We start from the raw sequence: 17,308 nt of genomic DNA on the forward strand, positions 1-17,308 counted from the left end.
CGCTACCGGATCGCAGACAGCTGAGGAAAAGTAGCCCGGACAGGTGCGCAGCACCGCCTCCGGGACATCCCCCTCCGGCTGGCCTGTTAGCGAGGCTCAAGCTGCTCCAGCTTCTCCCGCAGTTCGCCCTCAAGCGGCAGCGCTTTCTGCGTTTTTAGATCGATACAGACAAAAGTGATAAGCGCATCGGCGACCACTTCGCCATTAGGGTTGAGGGTGACCACCTGGCTTAACGTCCCGCTTTTTCCGTTCAGCTGTTCGAGCTTGCTGGTGACGGTTAATACATCGCCTAGTACCGCCGGTCGGCGGTAGTTGATATTGATATTGACCACCACAAAGGCGATGTTGCGAGCGGTCATCCAGTGGAAGGCCGGGCTGCTTTCCAGGCCATCCCAACGCGCTTCTTCGAGAAACTCCAGATAACGCGCATTGTTAACGTGCTGATAGACATCCAGATGATAGCCGCGAACTTTGATTTGTGTCTGCATAGCGCAAATGCCTTATCTTTAATTGTTGTTTTGAGGTCAGAGGTCACACCACTGGCATGACCTCTTCAGTCTGGCAAATAATGACGACTGTGCAAACTTTCGCTGAAAATTTACAGCTTCAGATGTGACAGATTTCTCTCTACCAGCGAGTTGCCCATTCCGGGCACCTGCTTAAGATCGTCAACGGTTTTAAATGGCCCGTACTCTTCGCGATAGCTCACTATAGCCTGCGCTTTCTTCAGGCCGACGCCATTCAGCGCCTTAGCCAGCTCTTCCGCGCTGGCGTTATTGATACTCACCCTGGTGCCTTCACTATCCGCCGCATTTAACGCATCCGGCGCTTTTGCCTGCGGCGACTGCACGCTTTCCTTTACCGGCGCCGACGCTTTGCCGGCAGAAGGCGCCGCCTGCGCTATCTGACTCCCCGCCGCGCAAACCAGTACGGCGGCAATAAGCGTTTTCATTCCTCGTTTCATGATGTTATCTCCTTGTTTGTAGACAGCAAGGTCACGATAGCGACGAAGGAAAAAGAGTACAAAAGGCAAAATGCAGAAATGGAAAAGGCCGCGAAAGCGGCCTTTGAGAATGACATTACGTTACTTGCTTTTGCGAAGCAGCACGTAATTATTGTTGCTGATCGATAATGTCGCCGAGCTTAATTTTCGCCGCTTTACGCAGGTTGCTCATCAGCGCTTCGAAAGCGATCTGGGCGTTATTCTGGGTGATCCCCTGAATCATCGCTTTTTTCTGCTCTTCCGGCATCGTACCCGCTTTCACTTCGTCCAGCGCCAGCAGCACCACGTTGCCCTGCAGATCGGAGCCCACGCCGTAGCTTGGCTTACCCGCCTGCGGCAGCGGAAGTGCAAAGACAGACTGGCTCAGCGCTTCCTGACCGGTGCGTGACAGCGTCTGCGGCGCACCAAAGCTCAGGCCTGCGGCTTTCATCGCTTCATCGCCTTTGCCCTCTTTCAGGGCCGTCAGCAGCTTGTCGGCATCCAGCTTCGCCTGCTGTTCCGCTTTCGTGTGCTTAACAATATCGCTCACCTGCGCTTTAACATCCGCCAGCGGTTTCACCGCTTCCGGTTTATGCTCGCTGATGCGCAGAACAAACGCGCGATCGCCGTCGACGGTGATGATATCGGAGTTGCTTCCCGGCGTGCCGTTTTCGCCCACCAGGCCGCCGTTGAAGATAGCTTCAGAGACCGGCTTGAAATTCAGCTCTTGCGGCAGGCTGTCGCGGCCAAACCAGCCGGTTTCAACCACTTTGAGGCCGGCAACCTGGGCTGCGCCCGCCAGCGACTCGTTATCGTTGCTCGCCGCGTCGCTCACTTTCTGCTGCAGGGCATAGTACGCATCCAGGGCTTTTTCCTGCTTCACTTTCGCCGCAATATCGTCGCGAACCTCAGCCAGTGGTTTAACCTGTGCTGCCTGAACATCGTCCAGGCGGGCAACCAGGAACCCAACGGAGGATTTAATTACGCCAGAAAGCTGGCCTTTTTCTTTCAGACCGGCCTCTTTCAGCTCTGGCACAGTCGCCGCATCTTCCAGCCACCCCATATCACCGCCGTTGCGGGCAGAGATAATGTCGGTTGATTTTTCTTTGGCCAGCGTGGCGAAGTCAGCGCCTTTCTTCAGCTCATCAAGCACCGCCTGCGCATCCGCTTCGGTTTTGGTCTGGATGATGCTGTAGCGGTTACGCTGCGGCTGAGTGAACTGATCCTGATGCTGGTCGTACCATGACTGAATTTCTTCGTCAGAGACGTTTTCCTGCATGCTGGCAGCGTCCATCTTGATGTAGCTGACGCGGAACTGCTCAGGCGCCATAAAACGCGCCTGGTTCTGCTGGTAGAACGCGTTGATTTCATCGTCGGTAGCGGTTTGCTTCGCCGCCAGCGCGTTCACGTCGAGAGTGGCTTCACGGACGACGCGCTGTTGAGAAACCAGCGCCGCCAGCTGGTCGGATTCGCCCGGCAGCATAAAGTCGGTACCGGCTACGGCGTTGATCAGCTGCTGAGTCGTCAGCTGATTACGAAGCGCCTGCGCGTACTGATCCGTCGTCATCCCCATCTGATTAACAATACGGCTGAAGCGCTCGTTATCAAATTTGCCATCCGCCTGGAAAGCCTGGGTCTGGAAGATAGCCTGCTTCACCTGGTCGTCGCTGATGTTGAGACCCAGCTCACGGGCATACTGATCGAGCAGCACCTCGTCAATCAGACGGTTCAGCACCTGCTGACGCATGGTCTTCATGTAATTTTCATTGGCCGCCAGTTCTGAGAACTGGTCGCCAAGCTGCTGCTGCATGCGATTACGCTCGCTGGCAACGGCATTTTCAAACTGTGCGCGACCAATCTCCTGGTCATTAACTTTTGCGGCATAGTTGTTACCACCGCCAATCAGGTAACCACTCACCCCGGTCAAAATGAACGAGACGATAATGATACCGAAAATAATCTTGAGCACGACGCTGTTGGCGGCCGTGCGTAGGTTGTCCATCATGGTGTAACAACGCTCCGCTGTAGATGACTTTAGCTCGCGCAGCATAGCATGTGATGGCCGCCGCGCGTGAGGACGTATTTTGACAAGAAAACGGGGTAATTGTCAGCCCACAAGTGCGTATAAAGTCACATTAAGTCTCATTCTGGCAAATAAAAAAGGCACATCTTACGATGCGCCCTTGTACTTCGTCACAGACCCCAGTGGGGAAGTCGATCAGTTTACCGCGTCTTTCAGCGCTTTACCTGCACGGAAACCCGGTACTTTAGCAGCAGCAATGGTGATTTCTTTGCCTGTTTGCGGATTGCGACCGGTACGGGCAGCGCGCTCTTTAACAGCAAAAGTACCAAACCCTACCAGCGCAACGTCATCCCCAGCCTGCAGAGATTCAGTAACAGAAGCGATTAAAGCATCTAACGCACGTCCAGCTGCGGCTTTAGAAATGTCCGCACCGGCAGCAATTTTGTCAATCAGTTGAGATTTATTCACTGTTCTCTTCCTCTCTTTATAATTTATATCGCACCAGAATCCTTCGTGGCGCGACCGCGCAGCAGTTATATCAGGACTGTCATGCCCTTACAACAGAGTTGTAATTGACCCCCCTGCCAGCGATCTAAGTTAGCTACACAAAAAAAGGCTGGCAAGTACGAATTTACTTACCAGCCCTATTTTTCTTAGCGCAATTTGCGCGAAATCACTATTTTGCCGTGACGACTTCCATACCAAACGGCTCGTTCTGCAGTGCAAGTGCCAGAACTTCCTCGATTCGTTTCACCGGATGGATATCTAAATCGGCGATAACGTTATCTGGAATTTCTTCAAGGTCACGTTTGTTTTCATCAGGAATCAGAACAGTCTTAATGCCGCCGCGGTGCGCGGCCAGCAGTTTTTCCTTCAGACCACCGATTGGCAACACCTGGCCACGGAGGGTAATTTCCCCGGTCATCGCCACATCGGCGCGCACCGGATTGCCCGTCAGACAGGAAACCAGCGCGGTACACATCGCGATACCTGCGCTTGGGCCATCTTTCGGCGTAGCGCCTTCCGGTACGTGCACGTGAATATCGCGTTTTTCGTAAAAGTCTGAGTTGATACCCAGCTTATCCGCACGCGAACGCACCACGGTCAGCGCAGCCTGGATAGACTCCTGCATCACCTCACCCAGTGAACCGGTATAGGTCAGCTTACCTTTACCCGGAACGCAGGCGGTTTCAATGGTCAGCAGATCGCCGCCCACTTCCGTCCACGCCAGACCCGTCACCTGACCCACACGGTTTTCGCTATCCGCCCGGCCATAGTCATAGCGCTGCACGCCAAGGAAGTCATGCAGGTTGTCGCCGTTAATCTCGATGTGCTTCAGCGATTTATCCAGCAGCAGCTGTTTTACCGCCTTACGGCACAGTTTCGAGATTTCGCGCTCCAGACCACGCACGCCCGCTTCACGCGTGTAGTAGCGGATAATGCCGATAATCGCGCTGTCATCTACCGTCAGCTCGCCTTTTTTGAGCGCGTTACGCTCAATCTGTTTTGACAGCAGGTGGCGTTTGGCGATGTTCAGCTTCTCATCTTCGGTGTAGCCGGAGAGACGGATCACTTCCATACGATCCAGCAGCGGCGCCGGAATGTTCATGGAGTTGGAGGTCGCGACAAACATCACGTCGCTGAGATCGTAATCCACTTCCAGATAGTGATCGTTAAAGGCCACGTTCTGTTCCGGATCCAACACCTCCAGCAGCGCCGAGGCCGGATCGCCGCGCATGTCCGAAGACATCTTGTCGATCTCATCCAGTAAGAACAGCGGGTTTTTAACGCCCACTTTGGCCATTTTCTGGATCAGTTTGCCCGGCATTGAGCCAATATAGGTACGACGGTGACCGCGGATTTCCGCTTCATCGCGCACGCCGCCCAGTGCCATACGCACGTACTTACGTCCGGTGGCTTTGGCGATGGACTGGCCGAGAGAGGTTTTACCGACCCCCGGAGGCCCAACCAGGCACAGGATCGGCCCTTTGAGCTTGTTAACACGGCTCTGCACCGCGAGGTACTCAAGAATACGATCCTTCACGCGCTCGAGGCCGTAGTGGTCGGTGTCGAGGATCTCCTGAGCCTGACGCAGGTCTTTTTTGACCTTGCTGCGGGCGTTCCACGGTACCTGCACCATCCAGTCGATGTAGCCGCGAACGACGGTCGCTTCCGCCGACATCGGGGACATCATTTTCAGCTTCTGCAGTTCCGCTTCGGTTTTCTCTTTTGCCTCTTTCGGCATTTTCGCCGCGTCGATCTTACGCTTCAGCGCTTCGTTCTCGTCCGGGGCGTCGTCCATCTCGCCGAGCTCTTTTTGAATGGCTTTCATTTGCTCATTCAGATAGTACTCGCGCTGAGATTTCTCCATCTGTTTTTTCACGCGGTTGCGAATGCGCTTCTCAACCTGCAGCAGATCGATTTCCGACTCCATCATCGCCATCAGATATTCCAGACGTTCGTTAACGTCGGACATCTCCAGCACGGACTGTTTGTCCGCCAGCTTCAGCGGCATATGCGCAGCGATGGTATCCGCCAGGCGCGCCGGATCGTCAATGCTATTCAGCGACGTCAGCACTTCCGGTGGGATTTTCTTGTTCAGCTTGATGTAGCCTTCAAACTGGCTGATGGCCGTACGAACCAGCACTTCCTGCTCGCGTTCGTCAATGGCCGGCGATTCAAGATATTCAGCCTTCGCCGAAAAATGCTCACCGTTATCAGACAGCGCAGAGATGCGCGCGCGCTGCAAACCTTCGACCAGCACTTTGACAGTACCGTCCGGTAGCTTCAGCATTTGCAAAATAGACGCCACGGTCCCGACGGTGAAAAGATCGTTTACACCCGGCTCATCCGTCGAGGCTTCTTTCTGCGCAACCAGCATGATTTTTTTATCATGATCCATGGCTGCTTCGAGGCAACGGATAGATTTTTCCCGCCCTACAAACAGGGGTATGACCATGTGCGGATAAACCACCACATCGCGCAACGGCAATACGGGGATTTCAATGCGTTCAGAACGCTCAGGATTCATAGAGCTCTCTCTTAGTTTAAAGTCCGCCAGGTAGCCGACGACGCAACTCAACGACGCGTCGCCGTTAATATGTAAACCAGTATATGGGGATGTATTCCATACATTCAACGGCGGGAATGCAGGAAAAATAAAAGGGGAGATAAAATCCCCCCTTTTTGTTAACTGCTTGAGCAAAATGGTTAATTATTCACCAGATGCCTGCTGCGCTTCCGGTTTGCCGTAAATCAGCAGCGGCTTGCTCTGGCCATCGATAACCGAAGCGTCGATGACCACTTTTTCTACGTCTTCCATTGACGGAAGATCGTACATGGTATCAAGCAGCGCGGCTTCAACGATAGAACGCAGACCGCGAGCCCCGGTTTTACGCGCCATCGCTTTCTTAGCGATGGCGTCCAGCGCTTCGTCGCGGAATTCCAGCTCAGCGCCTTCCAGGCTGAACAGCGCCTGATACTGCTTGGTCAGGGCGTTTTTCGGCTCTTTGAGGATCTGAATCAGCGCTTCTTCGCTCAGCTCGCTCAGGGTCGCCACAACCGGCAGACGCCCGATGAACTCAGGAATCAGGCCAAACTTGATCAGATCTTCCGGCTCAACCTGCGACAGCAGCTCGCCTTCGCTGGCTTTGTCAGACTTCGCCTTGACCGTCGCGCCGAAACCAATACCTGAACCGGTTTCAACACGGTGGGAAATGACCTTATCCAGACCGGCAAAGGCGCCGCCGCAGATGAACAGGATCTTAGAGGTATCAACCTGCAGGAACTCCTGCTGCGGATGCTTACGCCCGCCCTGCGGCGGAACCGCGGCAACGGTACCTTCAATAAGCTTCAGCAGCGCCTGCTGCACGCCTTCGCCGGAAACATCGCGAGTGATCGACGGGTTATCCGATTTACGGGAAATTTTGTCGATTTCATCAATGTAGACGATACCGCGCTGGGCTTTCTGTACGTCGTAGTCGCACTTCTGCAGCAGCTTCTGGATGATGTTCTCAACGTCTTCACCCACGTAGCCGGCTTCGGTCAGGGTGGTGGCATCCGCCATGGTGAAAGGCACATCCAGCAGGCGCGCGAGCGTTTCCGCCAGCAGCGTTTTACCGGAACCGGTCGGCCCGATTAGCAGAATGTTACTTTTGCCCAGTTCAACGCCGTTGCTGGTGTCGCCATTGCGCAGACGTTTGTAGTGATTGTATACCGCCACCGCCAGCACTTTTTTCGCCGGCTCCTGGCCGATAACGTAATCGTCCAGATGGTGGCGAATTTCGTGCGGCGTCGGCAGCGCGCTGCGCTCGCGATGCGGCGCGACTTCTTTAATTTCTTCGCGAATGATGTCGTTACATAAATCAACGCATTCGTCGCAGATATACACGGATGGCCCGGCGATTAGCTTACGCACTTCATGCTGGCTTTTGCCGCAAAAAGAGCAGTACAACAGTTTGCCCGAACCATCTTTGCGTTTATCTGTCATGAGTCCAAACCTCTTATTAAGTTCTTTGTGCCGCACACGACGACGCAAATGCCATTCTCAGGCGCAAACCGCTGTGAAGCGTTGTGCCGCCCTCTTTCAAACAAGTATAGCGGCACCCTTGCGCCTGGGGCATCAATTACGATGAGTCAAAATAGAGTCAACGAGGCCGTATTCCACTGCTTCTGAGGCAGACAGGAAGCGATCGCGCTCGGTATCGCGCTCGATCTGCTCAAGGGATTGACCCGTATGATGTGCCATCAGTTCATTCATGCGACCTTTCACTTTCAGGATTTCGCGGGCGTGGATTTCGATATCCGTCGCCTGGCCCTGGTAGCCGCCCAGCGGCTGGTGAATCATCACGCGGGAGTTCGGCAGGCAGAAACGCTTGCCTTTCGCCCCGGCGGTCAGCAGGAACGCGCCCATTGAGGCCGCCTGGCCCATACAAATGGTGCTCACGTCAGGCTTGATGAACTGCATGGTGTCATAGATAGACATCCCGGCGGTAATCACCCCGCCCGGAGAGTTAATGTACAGATAGATATCTTTTTCCGGGTTTTCCGCTTCCAGAAACAGCATCTGCGCCACGATCAGGTTAGCCATGTGGTCTTCTACCTGGCCGGTCAGAAAAATGACGCGCTCCTTGAGCAGACGGGAGTAAATATCAAATGAACGTTCGCCGCGTGAGGTCTGTTCAATGACCATCGGCACCAGGGCCATATGGGGTGCAAAGTTGTCTCGTTCGCCACTGTATGACATTTCCGTCTCCTGGATTAATTTGAAAAAAACCGCTGCACTGATTGTAACCTTACGGACGGATTATCAGCCAGAATTTCTGCCATAGGGCAGAAGTGCATAGATGCACGCTTCATTACGGCGCATGATTATGCCAATGCAGTTACGTCTCCCGGTTATGGGGATGACGTTGCCATAATTCAAGCATAACAATCTTTTGTCGTAACGCTATCACTGAAATCGCCTTTTCGCACTCATCCTAAGGCTATCATTGCAATAAAAAAACCCGCAGCCTTTCGGCAACGGGTTTTTGCTCAAACCTTAAACCTTGGGGCGAAATTACGCCTGCTGGTTCATCAGTTCGCTGAAGGAAGTGGCTTTTTCAGACACTTTAGCTTTCGCCAGCACGGCTTCAACGGCCTGCTCTTCTAGCGCGACGTTGCGCATGTTGTCCATCAGCTCTTTGTTTTTGCTGTAGAACTCAACCACTTCTTTCGGATCTTCGTAAGCGGAAGCCATCTCTTCGATCAGGCCTTTAACGCGATCTTCGTCAGCTTTCAGCTCGTTGGTACGAATCACTTCGCCCAGCAGCAGGCCAACAACAACGCGGCGTTTAGCCTGCTCTTCGAACAGCTCGCGCGGCAGCTCCAGAGCCTGTTTCTCGTTACCGCCGAAACGCTGAGCAGCCTGACGACGCAGAACGTCGATTTCGCTGTCGATCAGCGCAGCCGGAACGTCGATATCGTTAGCTTTAACCAGACCTTCGATAGCCTGAGATTTAACGCGGTTACGCACGGCGCCTTTCAGCTCGCGCTCCATGTTTTTACGCACTTCAGCGCGCAGCCCGGCTACGGAACCATCTTCAACGCCGAAACGTTTGATGAACTCTTCAGTCAGCTCTGGCAGTTCACGTTCTTCAACTTTCTTCAGGTTGATAACGAACTTGGCCGCTTTACCTTTCAGGTTTTCAGCGTGGTACTCTTCCGGGAAGGTCACGTCGATGGTGAACTCTTCGCCAGCCTTGTGACCTTTGATACCGTCTTCAAAGCCCGGGATCATACGACCCTGGCCCATCGCCAGTACGAAGTCAGAGGCTTTGCCGCCTTCGAACTCTTCGCCGTCAACGGAACCGGTGAAATCAACGGTAACGCGATCTTCTGCATCAACAGCGCCGTCTTTGTCTTTCCAGTTCGCCTGCTGCTTGCGCAGAGTATCCAGCATGGTGTCAACGTCAGCATCGGTCACTTCAACAACCGGTTTTTCAACTTCGATCGCTTCCAGACCCTGCAGTTCAACTTCCGGATAAACTTCGAACTCTACCGCGTAGGTGAAGTCTTCACCCAGCTTGTATTCGCCCGGAACGTAGTTCGGCGCGCCGGCCGGATTAATTTTTTCTTTGATGATCGCGTCAACGAAGTTACGGCTCATCAGGTCACCCAGCACGTCCTGGCGAACAGATGCGCCATAACGCTGAGCAACAACATTCATCGGCACTTTGCCTTTACGGAAGCCGTCAATGCGAACTTTTTTCGCTACGTTGACCAGCTCGCTTTTGACAGCATTCTCGATGCTGTCAGCGGCGATAGTAATCGTTACACGGCGCCCAAGGCCCTGAGTGGTTTCAACTGAAACTTGCATCTTGTTACCTCAAAAAAATCACAGTGCTCGGTCAACTCTGGAAGCGCGAACAGGTTGCTTCGCAGAACCGGGATGCCCTCTTCAAATCAGAAACACATTCCCTGTCGTCAGAATCATCCCGAAGACATTCATAATAAAAGACGCGGCATTATAGCGGCATCACTTTTGTGAGTCGAGAACGGTTGTCGCCCACTGCTGCGGCTTTTTTCACATTTCCCGAGCAAATTTGCCTGTAAATATGCGTGAATTGCACATTTTTCAGGCAAAACAAAACGGCCCGCAGGCCGTTTTCTCATAAATCTTCACGCAACATACTGGAAAAGCTCCAGCGGTTGCAAATGCGATTTCTACGCGATACTTCCAGCCCCGCGACAAGGAGGAGAAGCAAAGACGGTATCCTGTAGCCCTTCCCACTCTTTGATTGTATAGGTATGCAACGCCAGAGCGTGCACGGTGCTTGATAGTTCCTCAGTCAACGTTCCGTAAATCATACGGTGACGATTAAGAAAACGCTCGCCAAGGAAGCGATCGCTCACCAACACCACTTTAAAATGACTTTCAGAGCCCGCAGGAACGTTGTGGCGATAGCTTTCATCCACGACTTCAAGATACACCGGGTCGAACGCTGCCCTAAGTTTTGCTTCGATCTGTTCACGTATCATCATGAATTTTCTCCTCCGACAACGCTGTATTGCCGCCATTCCCTTTAAATGTTAGCCGCTTTTACCGCTTCCATTGGGCGAAAACAACAAAAAATTAGCATTCCTCTGATATTTTCATGCAAAAGTATCGGCTTTAGTGGTTCGGTGTCCTGAAAGCCCTGCCTGCGTTGCGATAAGAGATGCAGTCAGGACAGAAAACGCACAAGGCGATGAATTTACATGCGTTGCCACTTCCCCTTGCCGTTGGCGATGTTATGATGGCGGGAATTTTCCTCATTACCACTCCACCATGCGTTGAGACCCTGAACATGTTTAAGAAAATTCTTTTTCCTTTGGTCGCGCTGTTTATGCTGGCCGGATGCGCCACTCCGCCGACCACCATTGATGTTTCACCGAAAATCACCCTGCCACAGCAGGATCCCAGCCTGATGGGCGTGACCGTCAGCATTAACGGCGCCGATCAGCGTCCGGATCAGGCGCTGGCGAAAGTCACCCGCGATAACCAACAGGTTACGCTCACCGCCTCCCGCGACCTGCGCTTCCTGTTGCAGGAAGTGCTCGAGAAACAGATGACCTCGCGTGGCTATATGATTGGCCCGAACGGCGCCGTGGATCTGCAAATCATTGTGAATAAACTGTACGCCGACGTTTCTCAGGGCAACGTGCGTTACAACATTGCGACCAAAGCCGATATTGCGATCGTTGCCACTGCCGCCAACGGCAATAAGATGACGAAAAACTATCGTGCCAGCTACTCTGTTGAAGGCGCCTTCCAGGCCTCGAATAAAAATATCGCCGATGCGGTTAATAGCGTCATGACCGATACCATTAGCGATATGGCGCAGGACACCAGCATTCACGATTTCATCAAGCAAAACGCGCGTTAATTTAAGTCGCAGACCCGGCTTCGCGCCGGGTCTGCACGACATGCCATGTCTAATCATTACTTACGCATTTTCACGCAGCCAAAATCAGCTATCCTGCTGATCCTCGGTTTTGCCTCGGGATTACCGCTCGCCCTCACCTCCGGCACGCTGCAGGCGTGGATGACCGTTGAAAACATCGATCTGAAAACTATCGGTTTTTTCTCGCTCGTCGGCCAGGCCTACGTCTTTAAGTTCCTCTGGTCGCCGGTGATGGACCGCTATACGCCGCCGTTTCTCGGCCGTCGTCGCGGCTGGCTGCTGGCGACCCAGTTTCTGCTCCTTATCGCCATTGCGGCGATGGGTTTCCTTGAACCGTCCACGCAGCTGCGCTGGATGGCGGCGCTGGCGGTGGTCATCGCCTTTTGTTCCGCCTCTCAGGATATCGTATTTGACGCGTGGAAAACTGACGTGCTGGCCGCGGAAGAGCGAGGCACCGGAGCGGCAATCAGCGTGCTGGGCTATCGTCTGGGGATGCTGGTCTCCGGCGGGCTGGCGCTCTGGCTGGCCGATCGCTGGCTGGGTTGGCAGGGGATGTACTGGCTGATGGCCGCGCTGCTGATCCCCTGCATTATCGCCACGCTGCTGGCGCCGGAACCCAGCGACGTTATTCCGGTGCCGAAGACGCTGGAGCAGGCCGTCGCCGCACCGCTGCGCGACTTCTTCGGCCGCAATAATGCCTGGCTTATTCTGCTGCTGATCGTCCTTTATAAGCTTGGCGACGCGTTTGCCATGAGCCTGACCACCACGTTCCTGATTCGCGGCGTCGGTTTCGATGCGGGTGAAGTGGGAATGGTGAATAAAACGCTCGGCCTGTTCGCCACGATTATCGGCGCGCTTTACGGCGGCGTGCTCATGCAGCGCCTGACGTTGTTCCGCGCGCTGCTGATTTTCGGCCTGCTGCAGGGGGTATCCAACGCCGGATATTGGCTGCTCTCAATTACCGATAAACACCTTTTCTCCATGGCGACGGCGGTGTTTTTCGAAAATCTGTGCGGCGGGATGGGCACCGCGGCGTTCGTCGCGCTGCTGATGACGCTGTGCAATAAATCGTTTTCAGCCACCCAGTTTGCCCTGCTCTCAGCGCTCTCTGCCGTTGGGCGCGTGTACGTTGGGCCTATCGCCGGCTGGTTTGTTGAAGCCCACGGCTGGCCTACCTTCTATCTCTTTTCCGTCGTCGCCGCGGTGCCGGGGATTTTGCTGCTGTTAATTTGCCGGCGTACGCTGGAACACACTCAGCGCTCAGAAAGCTTTATGCCGCGCACGCGCTTTCCGCAGACCTACGGGCTGGCATTAATTATTCTGGCTGCTGGCTGCCTGATGCTGGCGATTTGGCTGCTGCTGCTGGCGCTCAACGCGCTGGATTACACCAACTTCTCCTTCCTTGCCGGCCTGCTTGAGATCGCCGTACTCACCGCCGTCGCGGGTATTTTACTCGGCGCCTTCCTTGACTATCTGGCATTACGTAAAACCGAGCTGATTTAAATCAGCGCAGAAACGTACGTGGACGTTGTAATTACTAAACGTAATTATAACGTCTTATTAACGATTTTATATTCATCGTAGCCGATTTGTTGTTTTGTGCGTTTTAGATTTCTGGAAATTATTGACAATTTTCATGCGAATCTTTAAATAATTTAACCGATTCAGCTCTGCAGGTTTTATTTTCCGCTTTTACGATGTCTTTTATTTGATAATTAATTGTTAATTATTTGTGTTGTTTTGCGGGTAGTTATGCTCATTCTCTTATAAAGCCTTTCGTTCTTATCCCTTTCGTTATCAATCCCGCCTAAATCAAGGTTTGCAAGCGATAATGTCACACTCCGTAACATATGTGACAGGGCAAGCAGAAGCCGCTAACATAGAGCAGACACAGCTCCAACTATGTTTACAGTAATGCAACCTTCCCGTAAAATGCCCATACACTTTAAGCGCCACCAGATTCCGTGGAATTGAGGTCGTTCAATGAGACTTAGGAAATACAATAAAAGTTTGGGATGGATGTCATTAATCGCAGGCACTGTATTACTCAGTGGTTGTGATTCTGCACTCCTCGACCCAAAAGGACAGATTGGACTGGAGCAACGCTCTCTGATTCTGACGGCCTTCGGCCTGATGATGATCGTCGTTATTCCAGCCGTCTTGATGGCAGTAGGATTTGCCTGGAAGTATCGTGCGAGCAATAAAGATGCGAAGTATAGCCCGAACTGGTCACACTCCAACAAAGTGGAAGCTGTGGTCTGGACGGTTCCTATCCTGATCATCCTGTTCCTGGCCGTTCTGACCTGGAAAACCACTCACGCATTAGAGCCGAGCAAACCGCTTGCTCACGATGAAAAACCTATCACTATCGAAGTCGTTTCGATGGACTGGAAATGGTTCTTCATCTATCCGGAACAAGGCATTGCTACCGTCAACGAAATCGCCTTCCCGGCGAACGTACCGGTACACTTCAAAGTGACCTCCAACTCCGTGATGAACTCGTTCTTTATCCCACGTTTAGGTAGCCAGATTTACGCAATGGCCGGGATGCAGACTCAGCTGCACCTCATCGCGAACGAAGCTGGTACTTACGACGGTATCTCCGCCAGCTATAGCGGCCCGGGCTTCTCAGGAATGAAGTTCAAAGCTATCGCCACGCCGGATCGTGCAACCTTCGATCAGTGGGTAGCGAAAGCCAAACAGTCTGCGAACGCCATGGACTCCATGGAAACGTTCGACAAACTGGCTGCGCCTAGCGAATACAACAAAGTGGAATACTTCTCTAACGTGAAACCAGATTTGTTTAAAGATGTTGTTAACAAATTTATGTCTCACGGTAAGAGCATGGATATGACCCAACCTGAGGGCGAGCACGCAGCGCACGAAGGAATGGAAGGCATGGACATGAGCCACGCGGAAACCGCTCACTAAGGGGCCGAGGAAGAAAACGATGTTCGGAAAACTTACACTGGATGCAGTGCCCTACCATGAACCCATTATTGTGGTTACGGTGGCTGCAATTATCATTGGGGGACTGGCGCTTCTGGCGGCCATCACTTACTTCGGTAAGTGGTCCTACCTTTGGAATGAGTGGCTGACTTCGGTTGACCACAAACGTCTCGGTATCATGTACGTTATCGTAGCAATCGTCATGTTGCTGCGTGGCTTCGCTGACGCCGTTATGATGCGTAGCCAGCAGGTGCTGGCCTCGGCCGGGGAAGCAGGCTTCCTGCCGCCTCACCACTACGATCAGATCTTTACCGCCCACGGCGTTATCATGATCTTCTTCGTAGCGATGCCGTTTGTTATCGGTCTGATGAACCTGGTGGTTCCGCTGCAGATCGGCGCGCGCGACGTTGCCTTCCCATTCCTTAACAACCTGAGCTTCTGGTTCACCGTTGTGGGCGTGATTCTGGTTAACCTCTCTCTGGGCGTCGGTGAATTCGCGCAGACCGGTTGGCTGGCCTATCCGCCGCTCTCGGGAATTGAGTACAGTCCGGGCGTCGGGGTCGATTACTGGATCTGGGCTCTCCAGCTATCCGGTATTGGTACAACGCTCACCGGTATTAACTTCTTCGTAACGATTATCAAGATGCGTGCCCCTGGCATGACCATGTTCAAGATGCCGGTGTTTAGCTGGGCATCTCTGTGCGCCAACATCCTGATTATCGCCTCCTTCCCAATTCTGACCGTCACCGTCGCGCTGCTGACCCTGGACCGCTACCTGGGCACCCATTTCTTTACCAACGATATGGGTGGCAACATGATGATGTACATCAACCTGATTTGGGCCTGGGGTCACCCGGAAGTGTACATTCTGGTTCTGCCGGTATTCGGTGTCTTCTCCGAAATCGCCGCAACCTTCTCACGTAAGCGTCTGTTTGGCTACACCTCGCTGGTATGGGCAACAGTGTGTATTACCGTTCTGTCGTTCATCGTTTGGCTGCACCACTTCTTTACTATGGGTGCGGGCGCGAACGTAAACGCCTTCTTCGGTATTACGACCATGATCATCGCTATCCCGACCGGGGTTAAGATCTTCAACTGGCTGTTTACCATGTACCAGGGCCGTATCGTCTTCAACTCAGCAATGCTGTGGACGATTGGCTTTATCGTAACCTTCTCCGTAGGGGGTATGACCGGCGTACTGCTGGCGGTACCGGGCGCAGACTTCGTGCTGCACAACAGCCTGTTCCTGATCGCGCACTTCCATAACGTCATCATCGGCGGCGTGGTGTTCGGTTGCTTCGCAGGTCTGACCTACTGGTGGCCGAAAGCCTTTGGCTTCACCCTGAACGAAACCTGGGGCAAACGCGCTTTCTGGTTCTGGATCATCGGCTTCTTCGTCGCGTTTATGCCGCTGTACGTACTGGGCTTCATGGGCATGACCCGTCGCCTGAGCCAGCAGATTGACCCGCAGTTCCACCCGATGCTGGTTGTTGCAGCCTGCGGTGCGGCGCTGATCGCTTGCGGTATTCTCTGCCAGCTGATTCAGTTCTACGTGTCTATCCGCGATCGCGAGCAGAACCGTGACCTGACCGGCGACCCGTGGGGCGGCCGTACGCTGGAGTGGGCAACCTCTTCTCCTCCGCCGTTCTACAACTTTGCTATCGTTCCTGTCGTTCACGAGCGTGACGCGTTCTGGGAAATGAAAGAAAAAGGCGACGCGTATAAGAAACCGGCTGGCTATGAAGAGATTCATATGCCGAAAAACAGCGGCGCGGGCATCGTGATTGCTGCTTTCGCAACGGTGTTTGGTTTCGCAATGATCTGGCATATCTGGTGGATGGCGATTGCAAGCTTCGTCGGTATCCTGGTGACCTGGATTATTAAGAGCTTTGACGAGGACGTGGATTACTACGTGCCGGTTGCAGTAGTCGAAAAACTGGAAAATCAGCATTTCGATGAGATTAACAAAGCAGGGCTGAAAAATGGCAACTGATACTCTTGCGCATAACGCCCACGCGCACGAACACGGGCACCATGATACAGGACCGATGAAGGTATTCGGTTTCTGGATCTACCTGATGAGCGACTGCATTATCTTCGCCACTCTGTTCGCTACCTATGCCGTTCTGGTGAACGGCACGGCGGGCGGTCCGACCGGTAAAGATATTTTTGAACTGCCGTTCGTTCTGGTTGAAACCGCGCTGCTGCTGTTCAGCTCCATCACCTACGGCATGGCGGCTATCGCCATGTACAAAAACAACAAGAGCCAGGTGGTTTCCTGGCTGGCGCTGACCTTCCTCTTCGGGGCTGGGTTCATCGCGATGGAACTCTATGAATTCCATCACCTGATTGTTGAAGGTATGGGCCCGGATCGCAGCGGCTTCCTGTCAGCGTTCTTCGCGCTGGTCGGCACCCACGGTCTACACGTGACCTCTGGTCTGATCTGGATGGCGGTGCTGATGGTTCAGGTTTCTCGTCGCGGCCTGACCAGCACGAACCGCACCCGTATCATGTGCCTGAGCCTGTTCTGGCACTTCCTGGACGTCGTGTGGATCTGCGTGTTCTCTGTTGTTTATCTGATGGGGGCGATGTAATGAGTCATTCTACCGATCATAGCGGCGCTTCTCACGGCAGCGTGAAGAGCTACATGACAGGTTTCATCCTGTCGATCATTCTGACGGTTATCCCGTTTGCAATGGTGATGAGTGGATCTGCATCGCATGCGGCTATTCTGGGAACCATCCTGGTCACTGCGGTTGTGCAGATTGTGGTACACCTCGTGTACTTCCTGCACATGAACAGTAAATCGGACGAAGGTTGGAACCTGACCGCATTTATCTTCACCGTAATCATCATTGCTATCGTAGTTGTCGGCTCCATCTGGATTATGTGGAACCTGAACTACAACATGATGATGCACTAAGAGCG

At 53.4% G+C, this 17,308-nt stretch carries 15 protein-coding genes; 6 read left to right on the plus strand and 9 right to left on the minus strand.

Translation table 11 applies throughout. From position 1 onward, the window contains the following. Positions 1 to 86: 86 nt before the first annotated feature. From ABLV30_RS16910 to bolA, 9 genes are all read right to left on the minus strand, one after another. Positions 87 to 488 carry a YbgC/FadM family acyl-CoA thioesterase gene (locus tag ABLV30_RS16910; RefSeq protein ID WP_004848264.1) on the minus strand — a complete coding sequence of 134 codons (402 nt, stop codon included), beginning with the start codon at positions 486 to 488 and terminating at the stop codon, positions 87 to 89. A 110-nt stretch (positions 489 to 598) separates the two neighbouring features. Beyond that, a complete protein-coding gene (locus ABLV30_RS16915) occupies positions 599 to 964 on the minus strand; it encodes a helix-hairpin-helix domain-containing protein (protein WP_025107165.1) in 366 nt (121 codons plus the stop codon). A 148-nt stretch (positions 965 to 1,112) separates the two neighbouring features. Next, positions 1,113 to 2,987, minus strand: a complete 1,875-nt coding sequence (gene ppiD / locus ABLV30_RS16920; RefSeq protein ID WP_348865631.1) for a peptidylprolyl isomerase — start codon at positions 2,985 to 2,987, stop codon at positions 1,113 to 1,115. A 213-nt stretch (positions 2,988 to 3,200) separates the two neighbouring features. After that, complete coding sequence (gene hupB / locus ABLV30_RS16925; RefSeq protein ID WP_002444653.1) at positions 3,201 to 3,473, minus strand: nucleoid-associated protein HU-beta; 273 nt, start codon at positions 3,471 to 3,473, stop codon at positions 3,201 to 3,203. Positions 3,474 to 3,681: 208 nt separating this feature from the next. After that, positions 3,682 to 6,036: an endopeptidase La gene (lon, locus tag ABLV30_RS16930; protein WP_004099539.1), complete on the minus strand. Its 2,355-nt coding sequence runs from the start codon at positions 6,034 to 6,036 to the stop codon at positions 3,682 to 3,684. 183 nt (positions 6,037 to 6,219) lie between these two features. Further along, positions 6,220 to 7,494 carry an ATP-dependent protease ATP-binding subunit ClpX gene (gene clpX, locus ABLV30_RS16935; protein ID WP_004099538.1) on the minus strand — a complete coding sequence of 425 codons (1,275 nt, stop codon included), beginning with the start codon at positions 7,492 to 7,494 and terminating at the stop codon, positions 6,220 to 6,222. 132 nt (positions 7,495 to 7,626) lie between these two features. Further along, entirely contained in the window at positions 7,627 to 8,250 is a 624-nt protein-coding gene (gene clpP, locus ABLV30_RS16940; RefSeq protein WP_003021624.1) for an ATP-dependent Clp endopeptidase proteolytic subunit ClpP, read from the minus strand. Positions 8,251 to 8,565: 315 nt separating this feature from the next. Then, on the minus strand, positions 8,566 to 9,864 hold the full coding sequence (tig, locus tag ABLV30_RS16945; protein ID WP_004848255.1) for a trigger factor: 1,299 nt from the start codon (positions 9,862 to 9,864) through the stop codon (positions 8,566 to 8,568). A 347-nt stretch (positions 9,865 to 10,211) separates the two neighbouring features. After that, positions 10,212 to 10,529, minus strand: a complete 318-nt coding sequence (bolA, locus tag ABLV30_RS16950) for a transcriptional regulator BolA (RefSeq protein WP_004133447.1) — start codon at positions 10,527 to 10,529, stop codon at positions 10,212 to 10,214. A gap of 305 nt (positions 10,530 to 10,834) precedes the next feature. Here bolA and ABLV30_RS16955 point away from each other — a divergent pair, with 305 nt between their 5' ends. The 6 genes from ABLV30_RS16955 (at position 10,835) to ABLV30_RS16980 (ending at position 17,303) form a co-directional block, all read left to right on the plus strand. Continuing rightward, a complete protein-coding gene (locus tag ABLV30_RS16955; RefSeq protein WP_004848253.1) occupies positions 10,835 to 11,413 on the plus strand; it encodes a lipoprotein in 579 nt (192 codons plus the stop codon). A gap of 45 nt (positions 11,414 to 11,458) precedes the next feature. Beyond that, on the plus strand, positions 11,459 to 12,934 hold the full coding sequence (gene ampG, locus ABLV30_RS16960; protein WP_025107167.1) for a muropeptide MFS transporter AmpG: 1,476 nt from the start codon (positions 11,459 to 11,461) through the stop codon (positions 12,932 to 12,934). Between the two features lie 480 nt (positions 12,935 to 13,414). Next, positions 13,415 to 14,362, plus strand: coding sequence for a cytochrome o ubiquinol oxidase subunit II (gene cyoA / locus ABLV30_RS16965; protein WP_004848249.1), 948 nt, complete (start codon positions 13,415 to 13,417; stop codon positions 14,360 to 14,362). Positions 14,363 to 14,381: 19 nt separating this feature from the next. Beyond that, the gene (gene cyoB, locus ABLV30_RS16970) at positions 14,382 to 16,373 is read left to right on the plus strand and encodes a cytochrome o ubiquinol oxidase subunit I (protein ID WP_004848247.1); all 1,992 of its coding nucleotides are present in this window, start codon (positions 14,382 to 14,384) and stop codon (positions 16,371 to 16,373) included. Beyond that, positions 16,363 to 16,974 (plus strand): cytochrome o ubiquinol oxidase subunit III, encoded by a 612-nt coding sequence (locus ABLV30_RS16975; RefSeq protein WP_004099525.1) that lies wholly within the window; start codon positions 16,363 to 16,365, stop codon positions 16,972 to 16,974. Before cyoB ends, ABLV30_RS16975 begins: the two co-directional genes overlap by 11 nt. Then, positions 16,974 to 17,303, plus strand: a complete 330-nt coding sequence (locus ABLV30_RS16980; RefSeq protein WP_004099523.1) for a cytochrome o ubiquinol oxidase subunit IV — start codon at positions 16,974 to 16,976, stop codon at positions 17,301 to 17,303. The genes ABLV30_RS16975 and ABLV30_RS16980 overlap by 1 nt, the downstream gene beginning before the upstream one ends. Positions 17,304 to 17,308 lie beyond the last annotated feature (5 nt).

This window comes from Klebsiella sp. CN_Kp113 (genome assembly GCF_040064585.1).
GTDB lineage: Bacteria > Pseudomonadota > Gammaproteobacteria > Enterobacterales > Enterobacteriaceae > Klebsiella > Klebsiella michiganensis.